Source organism: Mesobacillus thioparans, from assembly GCF_965138835.1.
GTDB classification, from domain to species: domain Bacteria; phylum Bacillota; class Bacilli; order Bacillales; family Cytobacillaceae; genus Mesobacillus; species Mesobacillus thioparans.
The window spans coordinates 83,096-102,783 of sequence record NZ_CBCSFH010000002.1; the positions used below are offsets into that span (position 1 = coordinate 83,096).

Consider the following 19,688-nt stretch of genomic DNA (forward strand, 5'->3'; position numbering starts at 1 on the left):
GTATCCTCCTTTTAAAGCACATGTGTCCCGCCATCCACAACGATCACGTCGCCAGTGATGTAATCAGAAGCCGGTGCCGCCAGGAATACAGCGACCCCTTTAAGGTCAGTATCAGATCCGAATTTCCTTAGTGGCGTTCCTTCGAGGATTGCCTGGCCGCCTTTTTCCAGCAGGCCTTTTGACATCTTTGTCGGGAAAAAGCCAGGCGCTATGGCATTGACAAAGATGCCCCGCGGTCCCCATTTTACTGCCAGGTCTTTCGTAAAAGTGATCACGGCTCCCTTGCTGGCGTTATAGCCGATTGCATCCATCACCTTTGGATTGGAACCTTTCAATCCTGCCACCGATGCAATATTGATGATTTTGCCTGAACCCTGTTCAAGCATGACTTTACCTACTGCCTGCGACATCAGGAATGTTCCAGTGACATTGACATTCATGACTTTCTGCCAGGCCTCCAGCGGCATCTCTTCCGCCGGCGCCCCCCATGATGCCCCGCTGTTATTGACGAGGATATCGATCCGGCCGAATTTCTCTACAGTTTGGTCGACGACATTTTTCACGTCTTCCGGGTTCGTGATGTCACATTTCAAAGCAAGAGATTCCACACCGATTTCCTTCAGTTTTTGGCTTACTTCCTCACACGCCTCAACTCTGCGGGAACATAAAACTACATTGGCTCCTGCTTCCGCAAAACCAACAGCGATCTGTTCTCCAAGACCGCGTCCGCCCCCGGTGACAATGGCGACTTTTCCTTTTAGTGAAAAAAGTTCTGATACATGCATTGCTGCTCCCCCTTACATATATTTTTTCAATTCGTACCTTGCGATTGCCCGTTTGTGCACTTCATCCGGGCCATCCGCCAGCCTCAGTGTCCTGATGTTCGCCCAGGAAGCAGCTAGTGTGGTATCATCACTTACTCCGGCTGCGCCGAAAGCCTGGATCGCCCTGTCGATGATTTTCAACGCCATATTTGGGGCGACGACCTTGATCATCGCAATTTCTGCTTTCGCTTCTTTGTTACCAACCGTATCCATCATATAGGCAGCTTTCAATGTCAGGAGTCTGGACTGCTCAATTTCGATTCGTGCCTCCGCGATCCATTCCTGAATGACCCCCTGCTCGGCAAGTTTCTTGCCAAAAGCAGTTCTCTCAAGGACCCGTTTGGACATTTCTTCAAGCGCTCTTTCAGCCGCTCCGATCGTCCTCATGCAGTGATGGATCCTGCCAGGGCCAAGACGCCCCTGAGCAATTGCAAAGCCTTTCCCTTCATCCCAAAGCATATTGGAGGCAGGCACTCTGACATTCTTGTATTCTATTTCTGCATGGCCATGCGGAGCATGATCATAACCAAAGACAGGCAGAATCCTCTTGATTGTCACTCCGGGGCTGTCCAGAGGTACGAGAATCATAGATTGCTGCTCATGCTTTGGAGCATTTGGGTCATTTTTGCCCATTACGATCGCAATCTTGCAGCGCGGATCGCCAGCACCAGAGGACCACCATTTCGTCCCGTTGATGACATACTCGTCGCCATCGCGAATGATGCTAGCCTGGATATTCGTTGCATCAGACGAAGCGACATCGGGCTCTGTCATCGAGAAACAGGATCGGATCTCACCGTTCAAGAGCGGTTTCAGCCATTTTTCCTTATGCTCTTCAGTTCCGTAGCGGACAAGCACTTCCATATTCCCGGTATCAGGTGCCGCACAATTGAATACCTCTGGCGCGATGCTGGACCTGCCCATGATTTCACATAGGGGGGCGTACTCGAGGTTTGTCAGTCCTTCACCATATTCGCTCTCTGGCAAAAACAGATTCCAAAGACCTTTTTGTTTTGCCTTTTCCTTCAGCTCTTCCATGATGGGAGGAACTTTGGAAAACGGGTCCTTCTTGTCAATTTGTTCTTTATACAGTTGTTCATTTGGATAGATAAATTCATCCATGAACTCTGTCAGCCTGGCCTGGTATTCTTTGACCTTTTCTGTATGGTCAAAATTCATTTACTCCACCTCTTTCTAATATTTTCATGCATACTAACTAGTAGGTATGTTTGTGGTCTAATATTCCTTTTCCAGCTGTGCCGCTATGATGTTTTTCTGGATTTCGGAGGTACCTTCGTAGATCCTTGTAATCCTGGCATCCCGGAAAAATCTTTCCACAGGATAATCAGAAATGTAGCCGAGCCCGCCGTGGATTTGAACGGCTTTATCTGCCACCCGGTTATACACCTCCGAACCATAAAGTTTCAGCATGGCCGCTTCCTTGATGACCTTCTTTCCAGAATCCACCATCCAGGCGACTCGGTATGTAAGCGACCGGAGCGCTTCGATTTCAACTGCCATTTCCGCGAGCATATGGCTGACCGCCTGGTGCTTGATGATCGGGGTCCCGAATTGGATCCTTTCCTTTGCATGAGCAACAGACATGTCGAGGAGCTTCTGGCAGGACCCAAGATTGCGTGATGCAAGTCCCGCCCTACCGTTGGCAAGGATTTTCAAGGCGTTCACATAACCCTTTCCTTCTTCTCCAAGCACATTTTCAACAGGTACTTCGCAATCCTCGAAAACCAATTCAGCTGAATGAGAACCTTTAAGTCCCATCTTTTTTTCGACTTTGCCAAGCTTGAAACCAGGGAAGTCTTTCTCGACAATGAAGGAAGTGATTCCCTTTGCACCTTTTTCAGGATCGGTCACCGCCATCACTGTAAAAACACTTGCCTCTACAGCATTTGTTATATAATGCTTCAAACCATTCAGTACGTACTTATCGCCTTTCCTTACTGCTGTCGTCTTGATGTTTGCCGCATTGGAACCGGCATCAGGCTCTGTGAGGGCGAAAGCGCCGATTTTTTCACCACTGGCCATCGCCGGCAAGTATTTGCGTTTCTGCTGCTCATTGCCCATCTCGACAATGCCTACCGTGCCAATACCGGTATGCGCACCTATTAACGTCGTATAACCGTTGTGTGTCTGGCCGATTTCTTCATACAGGGCACATTTTTCAACCATGCCGATTCCGAGACCTTCGTATTCTTCCGGGATACTGAGACCAAAAAGCCCCATTTCCTTTGAAAGCTGGATAATCCGCTCTGGGATTTTGTCTTCTTCTTCAATTTGCATCGCAACGGGCTCGACTTCACCCTGGATGAAATCGCGGACATTGCTTCTTAATGCTAATAAATCATCATCAAAGTCAAAATTCACTTTTATTTGTCACCTCGTTTCTGGAAAAAACAAAAGTTTTTTAGTAAAAGGAGATATTGCAGAATCGATTGGCAGCAGATATGCCACCTATATGCTGCACCATCTATAGCAATAAACCCAGCAATGGTTTGCCGGGTCTTTGTGTTATTAAGAAGCATACAGCTGGTACGAAACATCACCCTTAATGACTTCATTGCCGTTTTGGTTCACTGCGCGGACGAGGAAGCGCAGATTGTTTTCATTTTCTTCTGCCAGTTCCGCTTGGAGAGTGACAATGTCATTCAGGAAAACCATCCCTTTGAAGCGGATTTTATAGTCCTGAATGAATCCTTCCTCGTAAAAATCAGTGAACAGTTTTGCCAGGTTGCCCATCGTCCACATTCCATGTGCGATAATTCCCGGCAGTCCTGCCTTCTTTGCTTCTTCGTCTATTGTATGGATCGGATTATAGTCGCCGGACGCACCAGCATACTTAATCAAGGTAATCCGGTCCACCGGATCAAGCTGGATTTCCTTTAGAGAATCACCAAACTTCATTTCTGCCAGTCTGCTCATCCAATCAGCTCCTTCCTTACTGCTTCAGTAATAATGACTGTTTGTTTAGAGGTAAAAACAATCTGGCCCATTTCGTCCTCGCCAAAGCTCTCCAGGACAAGGAATCCCATGTCTCCTTGAGTGCCTTTCTTTTCAATGTAATTTTTAACTACGGAATAGCAGGTGATTTCTTCACCTACCAATAATGGACGTTCGTAGTGGTAGGTTTGTTCACCATGGATCAGTCCTTTATTAGGAAGGTTCAGTCCGTCGATTGTTCCATAGTCAAAAACCCTCGGAAACGTTGGCGGTGCGATGTTTCTGCTGTATCTGGAGTTTTTGCCTGTCTCCTCGTCGACGAAAATGGGATGCAGGTCCCCGATAGCTTCAGCGAATTTTTTGACAGCGCCGCGCTCGACCATGTTTTTCACTTTATTCGATTGCTTGCCAATATGCTCTTTGAACATGGATCCTTCACCTCACGTTAATTTTTTGGCCCGCCTGCTACATAGATGACCTGGCCATTTACAAAGGATGATTTTTCATCTGCAAAGAATGCGACAGCATTGGCAATATCCTCCGGCTTACCGCTTCTGCCAACAGGAATTCCCGCTACACTGTGTTTAACCAAATCCTCAAAAGGGATGCCTATTCGGGCTGCAGTTTCTTTTGTCATTTCTGTTTCGATAAACCCAGGTGCGACTGAGTTCGCGGTAATGCCATAACGCCCGAGTTCAATGGCCAGGGTTTTGGTGAATCCCTGAAGGCCTGCCTTGGCTGCAGCATAGTTTGCCTGTCCTCGGTTTCCGAGTGCGGATGTGGACGAAATATTGATGATTCGGCCATATTCCTGCTCGACCATGTACTTTTGAGCAGCCTTGGCAGCATTGAATGATCCTTTCAAATGGACATCCATTACCGTCTGCCAGTCAGAGTCGGTCATCTTGAATAGAAGGTTGTCACGAATGACGCCCGCATTATTCACCAGGATATCGACAGAACCAAAGGCATCATTCACCTCTTTGAAAGCCTGTTCAACTTGCTCTGCGTCGGTGACATTCGCTACCTTTGAGTACACTTCATATCCTTTTTCACGAAGCTCATTCGTTGTCCCAGCCAGAGCTTCCTCGTTCAAATCAATAAAAGCAACTTTCGCTCCTTCTTGCGCGAAAAGCTGGACGATCCCTTGTCCGATACCCCGGCTTCCTCCAGTTACAAAAGCCACACGGCCATCAAATCTTCCCATCATGATTCCTCCCTATCTAGTAAACTGTTAACGCTTACAAATTCACTTATCAAACAAACTGTCCAATTTTCACATGTCCTTTTAACAGGTCCCTCGCGATGATCATGCGCTGGATTTCATCAGTGCCGTCGTAAATTCTCCAAAGCCTTGCTTCACGGTACCAGCGCTCGATTGGCAATTCCCTTGTGTATCCCATGCCGCCATGAATTTGCATGACACGGTCAACTACTCTGTTCCCCATATTGGAGCCATACAATTTAGCCATCGAGGCCATATGTCTGTTGTCTTCACCTGCATCCAGCGTATAGGCAGCGTTCAATACCAGCCACCTGGCAGCTTCAATTTCCACAGCCGAATCAGCAATCATCCACTGGATGGCTTGTCTTTCAGCAATCGGCTTGCCAAAGGTGATACGTTCTTTGGAATAGTCAATCGCCATTTGGAGGAGGCGTTCAGCAGAACCGATTGCCCTTGCGCCAACAACCCATCTCGCAAAGCCAATCCATTCAAGTCCTAATTTGTAACCGCCATCGACTTCACCAAGAATGTTTTCTTCTGGAACGCGGACATTATCAAACACAAGCCCGGCTGGACCCCACTCGCCCATCGTATGTATATACTCCGACTTCCAGCCCATATCCCGGTCAACGATAAAGCAGGTCACTCCATCCCGGCCAGTTGCACGGTGCTTCTCTTTATCGGTGATGGCAATGACCATGACGAAGTCCGCTTCATTCCCGCCTGTTATAAACGTCTTTTCACCATTCAAAACCCACTCGTTGCCATCCTTGACCGCGGTCATTTTAATATTCCTTGTATCCGATCCCGCGCCTGGCTCTGTCATAGCGAAGCAGGACTTTTTCTCCCCGTTGATGGTTGGGATTAAATATTTCTGCTTCTGCTCTTCGTTCCCATAGTAAAGAATATTGTCTGCTGACCCACCGAATTGGAAAGGAACAAAGGTCTTGGAAATTTCCATCAACACGATGGCCATCATCATCTGCCCAAGGTCGGCACCGCCATATTGTTCCGGTGTGTTGATTCCCCAGAACCCTGCTTCCTTTGCCTTTAATTGCAGCTCCTTTAATTTACCTGGCGCAAGGCTTGGACGTCCTTCCCTCTCATTCCTGAGAACCTCATTTTCCAGAGGGATCAGTTCTTTTTCCACGAACCTGCGGATGGTCTTCTGGACCATTTTTTGTTCTTCTGTAAGACGTAAATGCATTCAAGTCACTCCCCTAACTTTTTCTTGTAATCTGCATCATCTCTATTAAAAATTGTATGCTACCAACCTTTTTCACATACCTACCGGTTGGTATGTTAATTTTAATTTTAGATTGAAATTTCTGAAAAATCAAGTTTTTTATCGTAAAAACAAAAATAGCAGGGGAAGTTCCCTGCTAAAAATCTGGAAGATGATCGAGATTGTTCTCTTTGATTCCGTCCGGCTCGCTCCTGAGGATATCCCGTCCGTATTTATGGAATACATCCACATGTGCGAGATTTCCCGCCTTTGCTTCATTAAGGGCAGTGACATAATCGAGTTCCCTGCCGCTATCTGTCTTGAATGCGATCAGGTCCCCGTCGTCATTTTTCCGCACAGCCACAATTTGTTCTTTCCCAGGTTGGGCTGTGTTTGCTTCGGTTACTGCCTGTGTTCTGCTTTGTTCCCTATATTCATTGTAGATCTGGTTAAAATCTTTATTATCCAAAATACCACCTCCCGAACATATGTTTAGTCTTTGCCAAAGGGAAGGATTTATACAAAAAAAGAGTGACGATCAGTCACTCCTCTAAAATGGCTGCCAAGCTAAAGTCCTTGCTTTGTTGAACCGCTGCTCGACTTCCTTCCAGTTGACGACATTCCACCAGTTTTCAACATATTTTGCCCGTTCGTTTTTATATTGCAGATAGTAGGCATGCTCCCAAACATCCAAAACGAGAAGTGGAACAACATCCCACTGTGTCAGGTTTTGATGCTTCTCAGCCTGGAGGATTTCAAGGCGGTGTGAGCGCGGGGACCAGACTAGGATGGCCCAGCCTACAGCTTCTACATTTTTAGCGGCTTCTGAAAAATGTTTTTTAAATCCCTCAAAGCTGCCGAATGTATCATTGATGGCTTTACTTAGCTGTCCCTTTGGAGTACCTCCGCCGTTCGGGGTCATGATGCTCCAAAATATCGTATGAAGATAATGTCCTGCTCCGTGGAAAGCTGCTTCCCTTTCCCAATGTTTGATCAATGAGAAATCGCCGGTTTGCCGGGCTTTCTGCATTTCTTTTTCTGCTTTGTTCAACCCATCCACATAGCTTTGGTGATGCTTTAAGTGATGAAGCCTCATGATTTCTCGATCGATCACAGGCTCTAGCGCACTATAGCCATATGGCAATGGCGGCAATTTGTGGCCTCCTATAGGGACCGGCTGAAGTCTCTGGTCTTGCTCGCGGCCATTTTCCTTCTCATTCGTAAAATTTGAAAGTTCATCAAATAACTTTCTCGCTTGGACATATAACTCTTCCTCATCCGAATTGTTTTCTGCCTTCTTTTTTAAAGTGGACAGATTTTCTTCCCATTGGTGCAATGTGTCTTGATGTTCTGATTCTCTAAGCTGGTCTTTCACGGAATCCCATTTCACTTCCATTTCCCTGCACCATTCAAGCAATGAATATCTGAACCAATAGCCGTTCATTTTATCGCCTCCCCAAAACTGCGTCCATAATCAAAATATGAATAGTCTGCTTTGGAGATTACAGTATTTAGCGATTAAAGGTACTTTGAGTGAGGGAAAAAGTTTATAATAAGAATTATGTGAAGATTTATTTTAAGGAGGAGCTATAGTATGACATACCCAAATACGGATGAGACTTTGAACCTGTTAAATGAACTGGTCAGCATCCCGAGTCCTTCAGGGAATACAAACGAAGTGATTACATATGTAGAAAATTATTTAAAGGAATTGCAGGTAGAAACGAAAAGGAATCGCAAGGGAGGCTTGATTGCCACCTTGCCTGGAAAAGATGATCAAAACCACAGAATGCTGACTGCCCACGTCGATACCCTTGGCGCAATCGTAAAAGAAATTAAGCCAAGCGGACGCCTAAAGCTTGATTTGATTGGGGGCTTTAAGTACAACTCAATCGAAGGCGAGTATTGTGAAATTGAAACTTCCAGCGGCAAAAAATTCACGGGGACGATTCTGATGCACCAAACCTCCGTCCATGTCTATAAAGATGCCGGGAAAGCAGAGCGCAACCAGGATAACATGGAAGTGCGCGTCGATGAAAAAGTCCATAACGCTGATGATGTGAGAGCACTTGGCATCGAGGTTGGCGATTTTGTTTCGTTCGATCCGCGTGTACAACTTACGCCATCCGGATATATTAAATCACGTCATCTGGATGATAAAGCAAGCGTCGCGATCCTGCTTCAATTAATCAAACACATGAAGAGCAAGATTATTGAATTGCCATATACAACACATTTCCTGATTTCAAATAATGAAGAAATCGGCTATGGAGGCAACTCGAATATCACACCAGAAACCGTCGAGTACCTGGCGGTGGATATGGGTGCGATGGGTGACGGTCAATCAACCGATGAATATACGGTTTCGATCTGTGTGAAGGATGCGAGCGGTCCATATCATTATGATCTCCGTAAGAGGCTGACACAACTGGCCATCGAAAATGGAATCGGCTACAAACTTGATATCTATCCGTTTTACGGATCGGACGCTTCAGCTGCAATCCGTTCAGGACACGATATCATCCACGGTCTGATCGGACCTGGGATCGATTCATCACACGCATTTGAAAGAACACATAAAGATTCAATTGAAAATACGGCTAAGCTGCTTTATCACTACGTACAATCTGAAATGGTTTTATAATTGGAGGTTGTATTTCGTAAGTATTGTTGTTAAAATCCTTAAGCCGATTTTAACGTGATCATAGCCATTGTGTATATCGGTACTAAGTTTACAAGCTCTTTTCTCATAATAGTCTTGAATTGTGTGAACAAACTTAGGTAATTCAATCCTATTTTGTAGCCAATAGCAACAAAGTTTGAGAAAAGAGCCTAATTGGAAAAAGGAGATGCGCTTCGGTATAGAAGTGCATCTCCTTTTTTCATAGACTGAAGGAATTACCAGGATTCATTTCATGATTTCTTCTGATACCGACTCGAAAGGCCATGCTGGGAGCATATTTGAAAGAGGTTTATCAGCTCGATAGCCTAGCGCATATTCCGCCTGCATGACTGTATGGATTTCCCGCGTTCCTTCATAAATCACCGGCGCTTTGGCGTTTCGCAAATATCGCTCGACAGGATATTCGTTTGAGAAACCATAGGCACCATGGATTTGCACGGCATCATTTGCCGCTTCAAATGCATAGTCGCATGCCTGCCATTTTGCCAGAGATGTTTCGCGGGTATTCCGTTTGCCCTGATTTTTGAGGCAGCCTGCACGGTAAACAAGCAAGCGGGATTGTATCAGCCCTGCTTCCATCTTCGCAATCATCTGCTGTACGAGCTGATGCCTGCCGATTTCCTTGCCGAATGTACTTCTTTCATGGCAATATTTCAAGCTAGCTTCAAGACTTGCCATGATTGTTCCGCAAGCACCTGCGGCCACCGTGAAACGGCCATTATCCAGGGCGGACATTGCGATTTTAAAACCTTCACCTTCACTGCCAAGCAGATTTTGCTTTGGAACCTTTACATTGTCAAAAAGGATTTCACCGGTATTCCCCGCCCTGATCCCAAGCTTTCCTTTGATCGCCTTGGAGGAGAAGCCTTCCCAGCTCCTCTCCACGATGAAGGCCGAGATTCCATGGTGTTTCTTACTTTTATCCGTATAGGCAAAAACGAGGAAATAGTCAGCAACATCACATAATGAAATCCATGTTTTCGACCCATTCAGAATATAATGATCTCCCGCATCTGTGGCGGTTGTCTGCATAGCCGCGACATCCGATCCCGCATTCGGCTCGGTCAATCCAAACGCCCCAACCTTTTCCCCTTTTGACTGAGGAATTAAATACTTTTGTTTTTGCTCTTCATTCCCCCATTGCAGGATAGTCATGCTGTTGAGGCCAGTGTGAACGGAGACCGCGGTCCTGAAGGCAGTATCACCGCGCTCCAGTTCTTCACACACGATCGCCAGGGAATTATAATCCATCCCGCTGCCGCCATATTGTTCAGGTATGCAGACTCCCATCAGGCCAAGATCGGCAAGTCTACTCAAAATACTGGTCTCAAAATGCTGCTTTTCATCCCATTCTTTAATATATGGCATGATTTCCCTATCAACAAAACTCCTGACTGTTTTCCTTAATAACTCTTGTTCATCAGTAAAATCAAAATTCATCATTGAAGATCACTCCTTAAAGAAAAGCATAAGCGCCATGGTCAGCCTCGACATGCGTTGGAGGGCCGGGTCGGTGAGGTCGTTCTTTCACTTCATTGGTCGGACTGAAACGACTCGAGAGGCTGGGCGCAGAATGTGGGCATTTTTATAAGTTATTCTGCTAAAAGGGGAAACCAGTGATGGATTCCCCTTTATTAGTATTTTTACTTTACGCCAATCGGCACAACCTGCTGGCCGACAGCACGGATCAGTTCAGGCGCCATTGGGAATGCTGCCGCTGCAGGGTCTTTTGCTACAGCTAAGGCAACCCTCTCCAGGTCTCCCTCTGTTAAGCTGTACTGTGAAAAATCTGACGGCAAACCAGTTTTATGCTGAAGTTCCCTGATCTTTTCAATGACTTTTGCCAGCACAGTCTCATTATCATCGACTTCATTGAATGTAACCCGCAAAGCAGATGCAAGCTCTTTTACCTTAGGAAGATACAAATCTGGCACATTTTCAATGACGACAGGAAGGAAAACAGCATTCGCCAGGCCATGGGGAATCCTGAAGATTGCGCCGTAGGCATGTGCAAAGTTATGGACCGGGATCGCGTTCAACGCAAAGCTGAACGCGGTGATTCCCATTAAGCTTGCCTGCAGCATTTCCATTCTTGCATGAACATTGGAGCCATCAGACACAACGACAGGGAGATTCTTTTCAATGAGCCTGATTGCGTGCAATGCATGGGCATCTGTCAGTGCATTTGCGTTTGGCGATGCGAATGCCTCAATAGCGTGTGTCAGTGCATCGAAGCCTGTGAACGCAGTGATTGCCGGCGGCAGCCCCACGGTAAGTTCAGGATCGAGCACGGCAATATCCGCGCTGATGAACGGATTGATGATATTTCCTTTCATTTGGCTATCTTCATTGAAAATGACCGCAATCGGCGAAACCTCTGAACCGGTACCAGCTGTAGTTGGTACTGCGATATGCGGGATCGGAATCTGGGTTGCTTGCGGGAATTGTTCATATAAAAAGCCTCCAGGAATAGCTTCCTTTATGTCAGTCAATCCTTTATGCATGGCAAACTTTACGCCTTTGACCGTGTCCAGTACGCTTCCGCCGCCAACAGCAAGCAAGCCATCGGCACCAACTTCCCTTGCATACCGTAGTGCCTCATTCACTGACCGGCTTTCCGCGTCCTGAGCAATATCCACATAAATACCAGCTAATTCAGGACCCGCCCCTTTGGACGTCAATTCAAAAATCTGTGCAACCTTTTCGACTACGCCTGCTTTTTCAAGACCCCTGTCGCTAAAAAGAACCACCCTTTTCGCACCCAATCCTTTGATTAGATCAGGCACCAATGCCCGAGAGTTAGAGCCGCTATAGATTGCAGAGCGGAGAGAGAATTGCGATAATGTTATACCTTGCATCCTTTTCACCTCGTTATTATTTTTACAGCACTGCCGGAAAGCAGTAAACCGCCGATAGAATTTCGAAACCGCTTATTGGAGCCTCGGTTTACCAGAAAAAAGGAGAATTACGTTATCAATACGGCTTATTGGAACCNCTGTTTACCATAATGTGGAAATNNNTGTCGCNNATGCGNCTTATTGGAGCCTCGATNTNCCAGAANAAGGAGATTNGNGTNACCAATACAGCTTATTGGGACCTCGNTTTACCAGAAAAAGGAGAACCACGTCACCAATGCAGCTTATTTGAACCTCGTTTAACTATAATCTGGATTCTTCTTTCACCTCTAAGTACATATTAACTAGTACTTATAAAACTCCCATCTCAGTCTCTGAAACCCTATAAATCTCTTCAATACGCTTTCCTCTTGCTCGCGAAAGGATTTCCATCCGGACAGACAGTTGTTTTAAAGTGAAGTTCATTGTGTCTTCTATCTGGTTGCCAAAGGTGCTGACATCCTTGCCACGGAAGCCTTCCTGGTTCAGGCGGATGGCCAGCGGAGTGAGCTCCTGCATTTTCCCTTCTACATATTCGTATAAATGTGGATGCTCGCAGATCAACCTTTGCAGCAGAAAGGTTCCATAGCCGATATGTCTAGACTCGTCCCTTTTCAAATTGCCGATTCCCTTGAGAAGCCCTGGCATCAGGCCGAGGGTTTCGAGATTTCGATAGAAGGAATAATAGCCTGTTTCGGCAAGGACTCCTTCAACGAACATGTTATAGACGGTGGCTGCTTCTGTGATGGCTTCCGGTGATTGGTCAGTCAGCAGGCGAGACATCGCTGTTGGCAAAATTTCATAGAATATCGTTTTGTAAGTCTCTGTATGGTGTCCAGAAAGGTCACCTGTTTCTCCCAAGGCGTTCAGAACAAGCCTGAAGAACTCAGTATGCTTGGCTTCTTCAAACAAGAAGGTCGTTAAGAACATTTCTTCCTCGAGCCTGCCTTCTTTGGCGATTGCCATGATCAACGGCAGCAGGTCGAGTGTGACTGCCTCCTCACCGGCCTGAAATTGCGAGATCAGGCGGAGGATATCATTTTGCTGTTCGGCGTTCAGCTGCTTCCAGTCTTTTTGATCCTGGGAGAAATCAATATCTGCCGGATTCCAGATTCCGAATTTCTTCGCTTTTTGATAGAGCCGAAATGGGAATGATTCGACCTGCAGCCCTCGCTTGCTTGTCGTTAAAATCGTTCTATGTTCCATTTGCAATCCTCCATGATAAAAGTTTATTGAGTACTGATTCCTGCAGCCGTTTCCCGTAATCTTGTTTTGAGGATTTTGCCTACACCATTCCGTGGCAATCCCTCCATGAATACAATTTTTTTTGGTGTCTTATTCCTCGCAAGGTGATCCTGGCAGTATTGAAGCAGTTCCTCTTCTGTCGGATCGGCTTCCGGATTTTTCACTACACAGGCAACAATCTCCTCACCCATCCTTTCATCAGGAATGCCTATGACTGCCGCTTCCGAGATAGACGCATGCGCATTAAGGAGCTCTTCGATATCACGAGGATAGATATTGAAACCGCCCCTGATGACCAGATCTTTTTTCCGGTCGACGATAAAAAGATAGCCGTCTTCATCAACTCTCGCCAGATCACCGGTATGCAGCCAGCCATCTTTGATGACACGGTTTGTCTCTTCTTTGTTCTGATAATATCCGGGGGTGACGTTGTCGCCGGAAACGAGCAGTTCGCCAACAACTCCAACTGGCACCTCGCTGCCCTCGTTATCAATGATTTTTATCTGGACACCTGGAATCGGGATTCCGACTGAGCCAGGTTTAATGGCGATTTTTTTATTATGTGCGGTCACGACGGGGGCAGCCTCCGATAATCCATAGCCCTCCAATACCTTCGCACCAAATCTTTGGCGGAATCCATTCAACAGTACGATTGGCAGTGGTGCCGAGCCCGAACCAATCCATTCCAGAGAGGAAGTATCATATTGATCAGCCTGGGGACTCCCAACCATAGCGTGAATCATGGTAGGTACTGCTGAGAAGGATCTAACTTTGTAGGTCTCTATGGCTTTAAAAATTTCCTGTGGATCAAATCTTGAGAAGACGACAACAGAGCTTCCCGTTATATAGCACGTATTCGAGATTGTCAGGCCATATACATGTGCTAACGGGAGGACGCCGATTGTGACGCCTCTGTCGGTTTCATTATGGGCTACAGAGTTAAAGGCGTTGGTGTAGAGATTTTTGTGGGTCAACAGAACGCCTTTTGGGTTTCCGGTCGTTCCCGAGGTGTATAAAATGACAGCGGTGTCATTTTCATGGGCATTTTCTTCGTTGGCAGTTGAATTCACGGACATTAAATCATAAAGATTGACCATCTCATCGCTTCCTGGAAGATCGGCTACAACAAGGACCGGTTTCACTTCGAGCTCATCAATGGCCTTCTTCATGTTTTCTGCCGTATAAGCAGATGCAATCACGACTTTGGCCAGGCAGTTTTTGATAATATACTGGATTTCCTTAGGATGAAGGGTGAACATGATTGGAACGATCACGGCACCGCTTCTGGTAATTCCCTGATAGGAGAAAATCACCTCAGGATTGTTCGGCATGCAGATGACAACCCTGTCACCATTTTCGACGCCGAGTTTCCTAAGGCCATTCGCGACCTGGTCAGCATACTTTTTTGTTTCCACATTGGTAAACTGCTGATTCTGATAAAAAATAAATGGGTATTCACCATATTTGCTGATATTGTTTTCAAGCAGTTCTGCAAGCTTCATATAACCCTCTCCTTTTCAAAAAGAAAGATAGGCCTAGCGACTTCACAGCAATCGATAATAAAAAATGGCGTCTCGTTGCTCTTTCATCACCTCATTTTGTGCTTCCATCAAATCGAGATGCCCCTGGATTTGCGAGAGTCCGAGAAAAACAATCGACCGTTTAAGATGCGGGTAGACTTCCTGGCAAATCTCGTAAACATTCTTTTCCCGCTGCTTCAGCAGTCGAAGGATCTGCAGGCAGCGAGCGTCGTGTTGGGCTAACCTTTTATCAATCAGTTCTATATGCCCCGTGAAAGGTTTTCCATGTCCGGAGTAACACTTTCCGAGCTGTAGGTCTCTGGACCGACGCAATGATTCCCTATATTGGATCAATGGTGCCGGGCGTTCTTTCTCTCCAGGTGGTGGAGGCTCAATAAAAGCATTAACTGCGAGCTCCGGGATGATATGGTCGCCAACAAATGTAAACCCTTGTAGGTCATTTATCAGCAGGATATCTGTCTGGCTATGACCGGGAACATGCAGGACCCTGTAAGGCTTTCCTCCTATGTAAACCTCTTCCCCTTCGCTAATATAATGGACATCACGCCAGGTTTCGTCTTTGTATTTACGGGCATGCTGATGAACCGAAGGGTCTGCTCCACACTGTTTGATGAAATCATTAAAAAAATCGTTCATTCTATTAAACTCTGTTTCGCCTCCGGTGATCACTGGTTCGGCCAGCTCATGAACATACACCGGGAGTCCGGCTTCCTCTTGAATCAGACTGACACCGCCAGAATGGTCAGTATGCATATGCGTAACAACCATATGATCAAAATCGCTAAATGTCAGTTTATGTTCTTTTAAGAGAGATTTGAGCTGGTAAAAGGATTTCTCACCCGGGTTGCCCGTATCGATGAGTGTTGCTGTTTCACCAAGAACAGCGTACACGACAACGATTCCTTCAGAAAAAGGCGAATCCAGAGTAAGTGGTATGATTTTTTTGATAGGTCATCGCCCCTTTCTTATAGAATCAAAGTATTCTAGGAAATTACTTTTACGGCAGATCCCTTGAATAACCCAACTGCATTTCCGCCAAGCATCTTATCGATTTGTGTCTCGGACACTCCGTTTTCCCTCAGCTGCGGCAGGATGTTGGTGAAAATATGTCCTGGCTGCCAGTTCTCCATGATTTTTGCAGCCTGTTCAGGCATGACAGGAGGACGGCCCAGCCAGATATTCACAGTATCATGGGCGAGTAGGATCTGGTCCTCATATCCTGCATTAAGCAAGGGAAGAAGTGTCTGCACCCGCTCTTGATCGAACGGTGCTCCTACCATCCCCTGGATGCCAAAGCGATCAAAGCCGATCCTTACACCCTGGTCAAGCACCTGCTTATGATATTCAGGATCGGTATTGCCGCACATATGGCCAATGATGATTTTTCCTGGATCGGCTCCATTTTCGATCAATAGCCGAACCTGTTCGGGACCCATTGTACCTTCCTGTGTGTGGGTCAGGATGACAGCACCTGTTTCCTGCTGGATGCGCGCGCCCGCACGGAAGAACATCTTTTCGTATTCGGTGATTTCGTCTTTGCTTGAAGCCAGTTTGATGACTCCTGGCTTGATTCCAGTACCGGCAATGCCTTCGGTCAGCTCTTTCTTGAACATTTCATAGATTTCTTCTTCTGCAGTACCTAACGCCTGCCTAAATTTGAAATAAGGAGTAGCCCCCTCACCTTCATAATAATAGCCGGTAGCACAAATGATCTGGAGACCAGTTGCCTCAGCTATTTTCTTTAAAAATATCGGATTTCTGCCACATTCATTAGGGGTCGGATCCACGACAGTCTGAACACCAAAGCTCTGCATGTGCCGTGCAATGGTGATTGCTTCTTCCAAAGCGGCTTCCTCATTGAAGGCACCCAGCGTCACATCTCCCTGGAAGCCTGGATAGCCAAAGATAAAGTGTTCATGAATCAAAGTCTTTCCCAACTGCTCTGCATTGATTGGACCTGTTACCGTATTGATCATTGACATACTGTTGCACTCCTTTAAGGTTTTAGTATCAGCTTGCCTTTCGTTTGCCGTGATTGTAAAAGACGATGGACTTCTGCAGCCTGTTCGAGCGGGTAAACACCACCGATTGTCAGCTTTAGATTCCCTTCTGCTAAATACCCGAGCATTTCTGCCATGCTCGATTGGATCAATGCCGGCTTCCTCATGATCTGCGGCAGGAAAAACCCAATGACAGATTGGTTCCTGGCCATCAAAGATGAAGGATAAAACCTGCTCTGCTCTCCGCTGGCAACGCCATAGATGACAAGCCGGCCAAATGTTGCAAGACATTTCAGCGTCTTATTGAAGATCTCGCCGCCAGCCATTTCGAGGGCGACGTCCACCCCTTTGCCTCCGGTCGCTTCCAGAACCTTTTCTTCCCATCCCTGTTCGGTATAATTTATCGTGACATCCGCTCCCATATCAACTGCGAGCGCCAGTTTCTCCTGATTGCTAGCGGTTGCTATTACTTTGCCAGCGCCTAATAGCTTGGCAAGCTGGACTGCCAGAGTGCCTACACCACCGGCTGCTGCATGGACTAAAACGGTTTCATCTTTTTCCAGCCGACCCATCGTTTTAAGAATGTGATAGGCGCTTAACCCCTGCAGAGGAAGTGCAGCTGCCTGCTCAAAATCCATATTATCCTGCAAAGGAATCAGCCCGCGGCTGTCGGCCAGAGCATACTCAGCATAGCCTCCAGATTCAATCAGCGTCACAACGCGGTCACCTGGCTTTACATTTGTAACTGCTTCCCCAGCTTCAACTACTACACCGGCAATCTCTGCACCAGGAATAAATGGCAGTTTAGTAGGAACGACATACTGGCCTTCCCTTCGTGCGGTGTCGGCATAGTTAACGCCAATGGCATGGATTTCAATCAGGACTTGCTGCCCTTTTGGCATTGGCCGGTCCAGTTCCACGGTATGCAGTACTTCCGGTCCGCCGTATTCTGTAAATTGAATTGCTTTCATCATAAGCTTCAGCCTCCTCAGTTGCCTGTAAAGTTTGGTTTCCGTTTTTCCTTAAAAGCTGCGATTCCTTCTTGATGGTCCTCTGTTGAAACCATCATCGTCTGGGTAATCCGTTCCTGCTCAAGGATTTCCTCTAAAGAAGCGGTCATAGAATGATCCACCAGCTTCTTGATCATGCCATACGTCCGAGTTGGTCCTTTGGCAAGCTTACCGGCCAGTTTAAACGTTTCTTCCTGTAGGTTTTCCAACGGCACCAGGTAGTTGATGACTCCGAGCTGGTACAAGCGTTCTGCTGGAATAGGTTCTGCAGTAAACATAAATTGTTTTGCCAGGTGCGGTCCAACCAGTCTCGGGATAAAATAGGACCCACCGCCATCAGAGACCAGCCCAACCTGGGAGAAACTCAAGGCAAATTTGCTGTCGCTTGCGGCGATGATCAAATCGCAAGCCAATGCCAGGTTGAATCCAGCGCCGGCAGCAAACCCATGTACTGCAGCGATAATTGGCTTCTCTGTTTCCTTGATGGTGAGAATGCATTCATTCAATTTGCCGATATGGTCATAAACGCCAACGGCATTTGCCTGTCCCATTGTCTTAACATCTCCTCCGGCACTGAAGGACCGGCCGGAGCCAGACAGGACGATTACTTTTACATCAGGGTCCTCCTGGGCTTTCCTGATTTCATCTTTCAATCCGAGAATCATTTCCGGACTGAAAGCATTCAGGCTCTCAGCCCTGTTAAGTGTCAATGAAAGAACCGCTCCGCTTCTGTTTACAATTAAATGGTTGCTTGTTTTTACATTTGTCAATTCGTTCACCCTTTCTTATTTTTACTTGATTAACCATCCGCCGTCGACAAGGACATCTGAACCCGTCATGTAAGATGCCTCTTGAGATGCCAGAAAAGCAATGACACTTGCGATTTCTTCCGGTCTGCCGGCTCGTTTCAACGCAGTATTCTTCCTAATCGCCTTCACGAATTGTTCATTCTTCAATCCTTCCTCCGTTAATGGCGTTTCCACAAAACCAGGAGATACAGAGTTGACCCTGATCCCGAATGGAGACAATTCCAGAGCCAATGCCCTTGTAAAATTGATGACACCCGCTTTTGCGGCACTATAATGAGGAATATGTGCCCCCGCCTGGTGTCCCGACAACGAGGCAACGTTCACGATCGAACGGCTATGGTTATGCTCTTTTTCTTTGTCAGCATTATTCGCCATCAAGTCACCAAGTATTTTGGAAACAAGAAAGACACTTCTAAGATTCGTATTTTGAACAAAATCCCAGTCGCTTGCCGAGGTGTCCATGATTTTCGAATGGACCGAGCCGCCCGCATTGTTAACCAGCACGTGCAGGTCTCCAAATTGCTCCCGGACATAGTCAGCTAATTCCTTGATATCTTCTTCATCAGTCACATCGGCAGAGAAGATTTCTGCTCTTGGAAGTTTATGTGCTTTGTTTATTTCTTTAGCTGCTGCTTCAAGCTTTGATTTTGTCCTCCCGACCAAAATCACCTTTGCCCCTTCTGCCGCCAGTCGGGAAGCAGCCGCCTTTCCAATACCGCTGCCAGCTCCTGTAATAAGTGCTACAGTTTCTGTAAACCTCATTCCTGTCACCTCCAGATTTAAATAGATTACAAAATCTTCTGAATTTTAGGCGGACAAAAAATAGCTTTTTAAACCTTCTTTAAGCAATTCTGGCAAGGCTTCGCTCTGTTGATTTTTAAAGTCATAATACACAATGATGGCATTTCCCTTTGCGATCAGCTCATTGGTTTGCGAGCAGACGATGTCATGCTCCAGTTGGAAGCTTTTTGAACCAATCCTTGACACATATGTTTTCACGATCAAAAGCTGGTCAAAGTAACCCTGGCTGACAAAATCGCATTTGGTCGATGCTAGGATGAATTTCCACTCATCCAATTCCATGCTGTAGCCCAATGATTCGAAAAAGCGGATTCTTGCTTCTTCAAGATAGACAAAATAGCTGGTATTGTTAATATGGCCTAAGGCGTCCGTTTCGCCAAAACGAGCCTGGACTTGAATTTCCTGCATTCTTTTCTCCTCCCCTTTCTTCCTACTGACCGGTTGGTATGTAAAGGGTGTAGGAAGAGCCTAAAACT

The 19,688-nt window shown here is 46.4% G+C and carries 20 protein-coding genes; 1 reads left to right on the forward strand and 19 read right to left on the reverse strand.

The genetic code is table 11. The annotated features are described in order from the left end of the window. Positions 1-11: 11 nt before the first annotated feature. From ACNAZ4_RS04905 to ACNAZ4_RS04945, 9 genes are all read right to left on the reverse strand, one after another. Positions 12-785, reverse strand: coding sequence for an SDR family oxidoreductase (locus ACNAZ4_RS04905; RefSeq protein ID WP_415813089.1), 774 nt, complete (start codon positions 783-785; stop codon positions 12-14). A 12-nt stretch (positions 786-797) separates the two neighbouring features. Further along, positions 798-2,003 carry an acyl-CoA dehydrogenase gene (locus ACNAZ4_RS04910; protein WP_415813091.1) on the reverse strand — a complete coding sequence of 402 codons (1,206 nt, stop codon included), beginning with the start codon at positions 2,001-2,003 and terminating at the stop codon, positions 798-800. A gap of 57 nt (positions 2,004-2,060) precedes the next feature. Further along, positions 2,061-3,206, reverse strand: a complete 1,146-nt coding sequence (locus ACNAZ4_RS04915) for an acyl-CoA dehydrogenase family protein (protein WP_415813092.1) — start codon at positions 3,204-3,206, stop codon at positions 2,061-2,063. Between the two features lie 147 nt (positions 3,207-3,353). Continuing rightward, on the reverse strand, positions 3,354-3,761 hold the full coding sequence (locus ACNAZ4_RS04920) for a MaoC/PaaZ C-terminal domain-containing protein (RefSeq protein WP_415813094.1): 408 nt from the start codon (positions 3,759-3,761) through the stop codon (positions 3,354-3,356). Then, positions 3,758-4,207, reverse strand: coding sequence for a MaoC family dehydratase N-terminal domain-containing protein (locus ACNAZ4_RS04925; protein ID WP_415813095.1), 450 nt, complete (start codon positions 4,205-4,207; stop codon positions 3,758-3,760). The genes ACNAZ4_RS04920 and ACNAZ4_RS04925 overlap by 4 nt, the downstream gene beginning before the upstream one ends. A gap of 17 nt (positions 4,208-4,224) precedes the next feature. Further along, the gene (fabG, locus tag ACNAZ4_RS04930; protein ID WP_415813096.1) at positions 4,225-4,989 is read right to left on the reverse strand and encodes a 3-oxoacyl-ACP reductase FabG; all 765 of its coding nucleotides are present in this window, start codon (positions 4,987-4,989) and stop codon (positions 4,225-4,227) included. A 46-nt stretch (positions 4,990-5,035) separates the two neighbouring features. Continuing rightward, positions 5,036-6,211, reverse strand: a complete 1,176-nt coding sequence (locus ACNAZ4_RS04935; RefSeq protein WP_415813097.1) for an acyl-CoA dehydrogenase family protein — start codon at positions 6,209-6,211, stop codon at positions 5,036-5,038. A gap of 175 nt (positions 6,212-6,386) precedes the next feature. Further along, entirely contained in the window at positions 6,387-6,698 is a 312-nt protein-coding gene (locus tag ACNAZ4_RS04940) for a DUF3892 domain-containing protein (protein WP_415813098.1), read from the reverse strand. 81 nt (positions 6,699-6,779) lie between these two features. Further along, on the reverse strand, positions 6,780-7,673 hold the full coding sequence (locus ACNAZ4_RS04945; protein WP_415813099.1) for a superoxide dismutase: 894 nt from the start codon (positions 7,671-7,673) through the stop codon (positions 6,780-6,782). 150 nt (positions 7,674-7,823) lie between these two features. Between ACNAZ4_RS04945 and ACNAZ4_RS04950 the strand changes: the two genes are divergently transcribed. Further along, entirely contained in the window at positions 7,824-8,873 is a 1,050-nt protein-coding gene (locus ACNAZ4_RS04950; protein WP_415813100.1) for a M42 family metallopeptidase, read from the forward strand. A gap of 264 nt (positions 8,874-9,137) precedes the next feature. On the opposite strand, the gene ACNAZ4_RS04955 is transcribed toward ACNAZ4_RS04950, so the two are convergent. The 10 genes from ACNAZ4_RS04955 to ACNAZ4_RS05000 form a co-directional block, all read right to left on the reverse strand. Next, on the reverse strand, positions 9,138-10,352 hold the full coding sequence (locus tag ACNAZ4_RS04955) for an acyl-CoA dehydrogenase family protein (protein ID WP_415813510.1): 1,215 nt from the start codon (positions 10,350-10,352) through the stop codon (positions 9,138-9,140). A gap of 203 nt (positions 10,353-10,555) precedes the next feature. After that, entirely contained in the window at positions 10,556-11,770 is a 1,215-nt protein-coding gene (locus ACNAZ4_RS04960; protein ID WP_415813101.1) for an iron-containing alcohol dehydrogenase, read from the reverse strand. Between the two features lie 348 nt (positions 11,771-12,118). Then, a complete protein-coding gene (locus tag ACNAZ4_RS04965) occupies positions 12,119-13,012 on the reverse strand; it encodes a R2-like ligand-binding oxidase (protein WP_415813102.1) in 894 nt (297 codons plus the stop codon). A gap of 23 nt (positions 13,013-13,035) precedes the next feature. Then, on the reverse strand, positions 13,036-14,553 hold the full coding sequence (locus ACNAZ4_RS04970) for a class I adenylate-forming enzyme family protein (RefSeq protein ID WP_415813103.1): 1,518 nt from the start codon (positions 14,551-14,553) through the stop codon (positions 13,036-13,038). Between the two features lie 42 nt (positions 14,554-14,595). Next, positions 14,596-15,483, reverse strand: coding sequence for an MBL fold metallo-hydrolase (locus ACNAZ4_RS04975; protein ID WP_415813104.1), 888 nt, complete (start codon positions 15,481-15,483; stop codon positions 14,596-14,598). A 92-nt stretch (positions 15,484-15,575) separates the two neighbouring features. After that, positions 15,576-16,574, reverse strand: a complete 999-nt coding sequence (locus ACNAZ4_RS04980; RefSeq protein WP_415813105.1) for a phosphotriesterase family protein — start codon at positions 16,572-16,574, stop codon at positions 15,576-15,578. A gap of 14 nt (positions 16,575-16,588) precedes the next feature. Next, positions 16,589-17,563, reverse strand: coding sequence for a quinone oxidoreductase family protein (locus ACNAZ4_RS04985; protein ID WP_415813511.1), 975 nt, complete (start codon positions 17,561-17,563; stop codon positions 16,589-16,591). Between the two features lie 17 nt (positions 17,564-17,580). Continuing rightward, the gene (locus tag ACNAZ4_RS04990) at positions 17,581-18,372 is read right to left on the reverse strand and encodes an enoyl-CoA hydratase/isomerase family protein (protein ID WP_415813106.1); all 792 of its coding nucleotides are present in this window, start codon (positions 18,370-18,372) and stop codon (positions 17,581-17,583) included. Positions 18,373-18,393: 21 nt separating this feature from the next. Then, positions 18,394-19,173, reverse strand: a complete 780-nt coding sequence (locus ACNAZ4_RS04995; RefSeq protein ID WP_415813107.1) for an SDR family NAD(P)-dependent oxidoreductase — start codon at positions 19,171-19,173, stop codon at positions 18,394-18,396. A 45-nt stretch (positions 19,174-19,218) separates the two neighbouring features. Then, a complete protein-coding gene (locus ACNAZ4_RS05000) occupies positions 19,219-19,620 on the reverse strand; it encodes an acyl-CoA thioesterase (protein ID WP_415813108.1) in 402 nt (133 codons plus the stop codon). Positions 19,621-19,688: the final 68 nt, after the last annotated feature.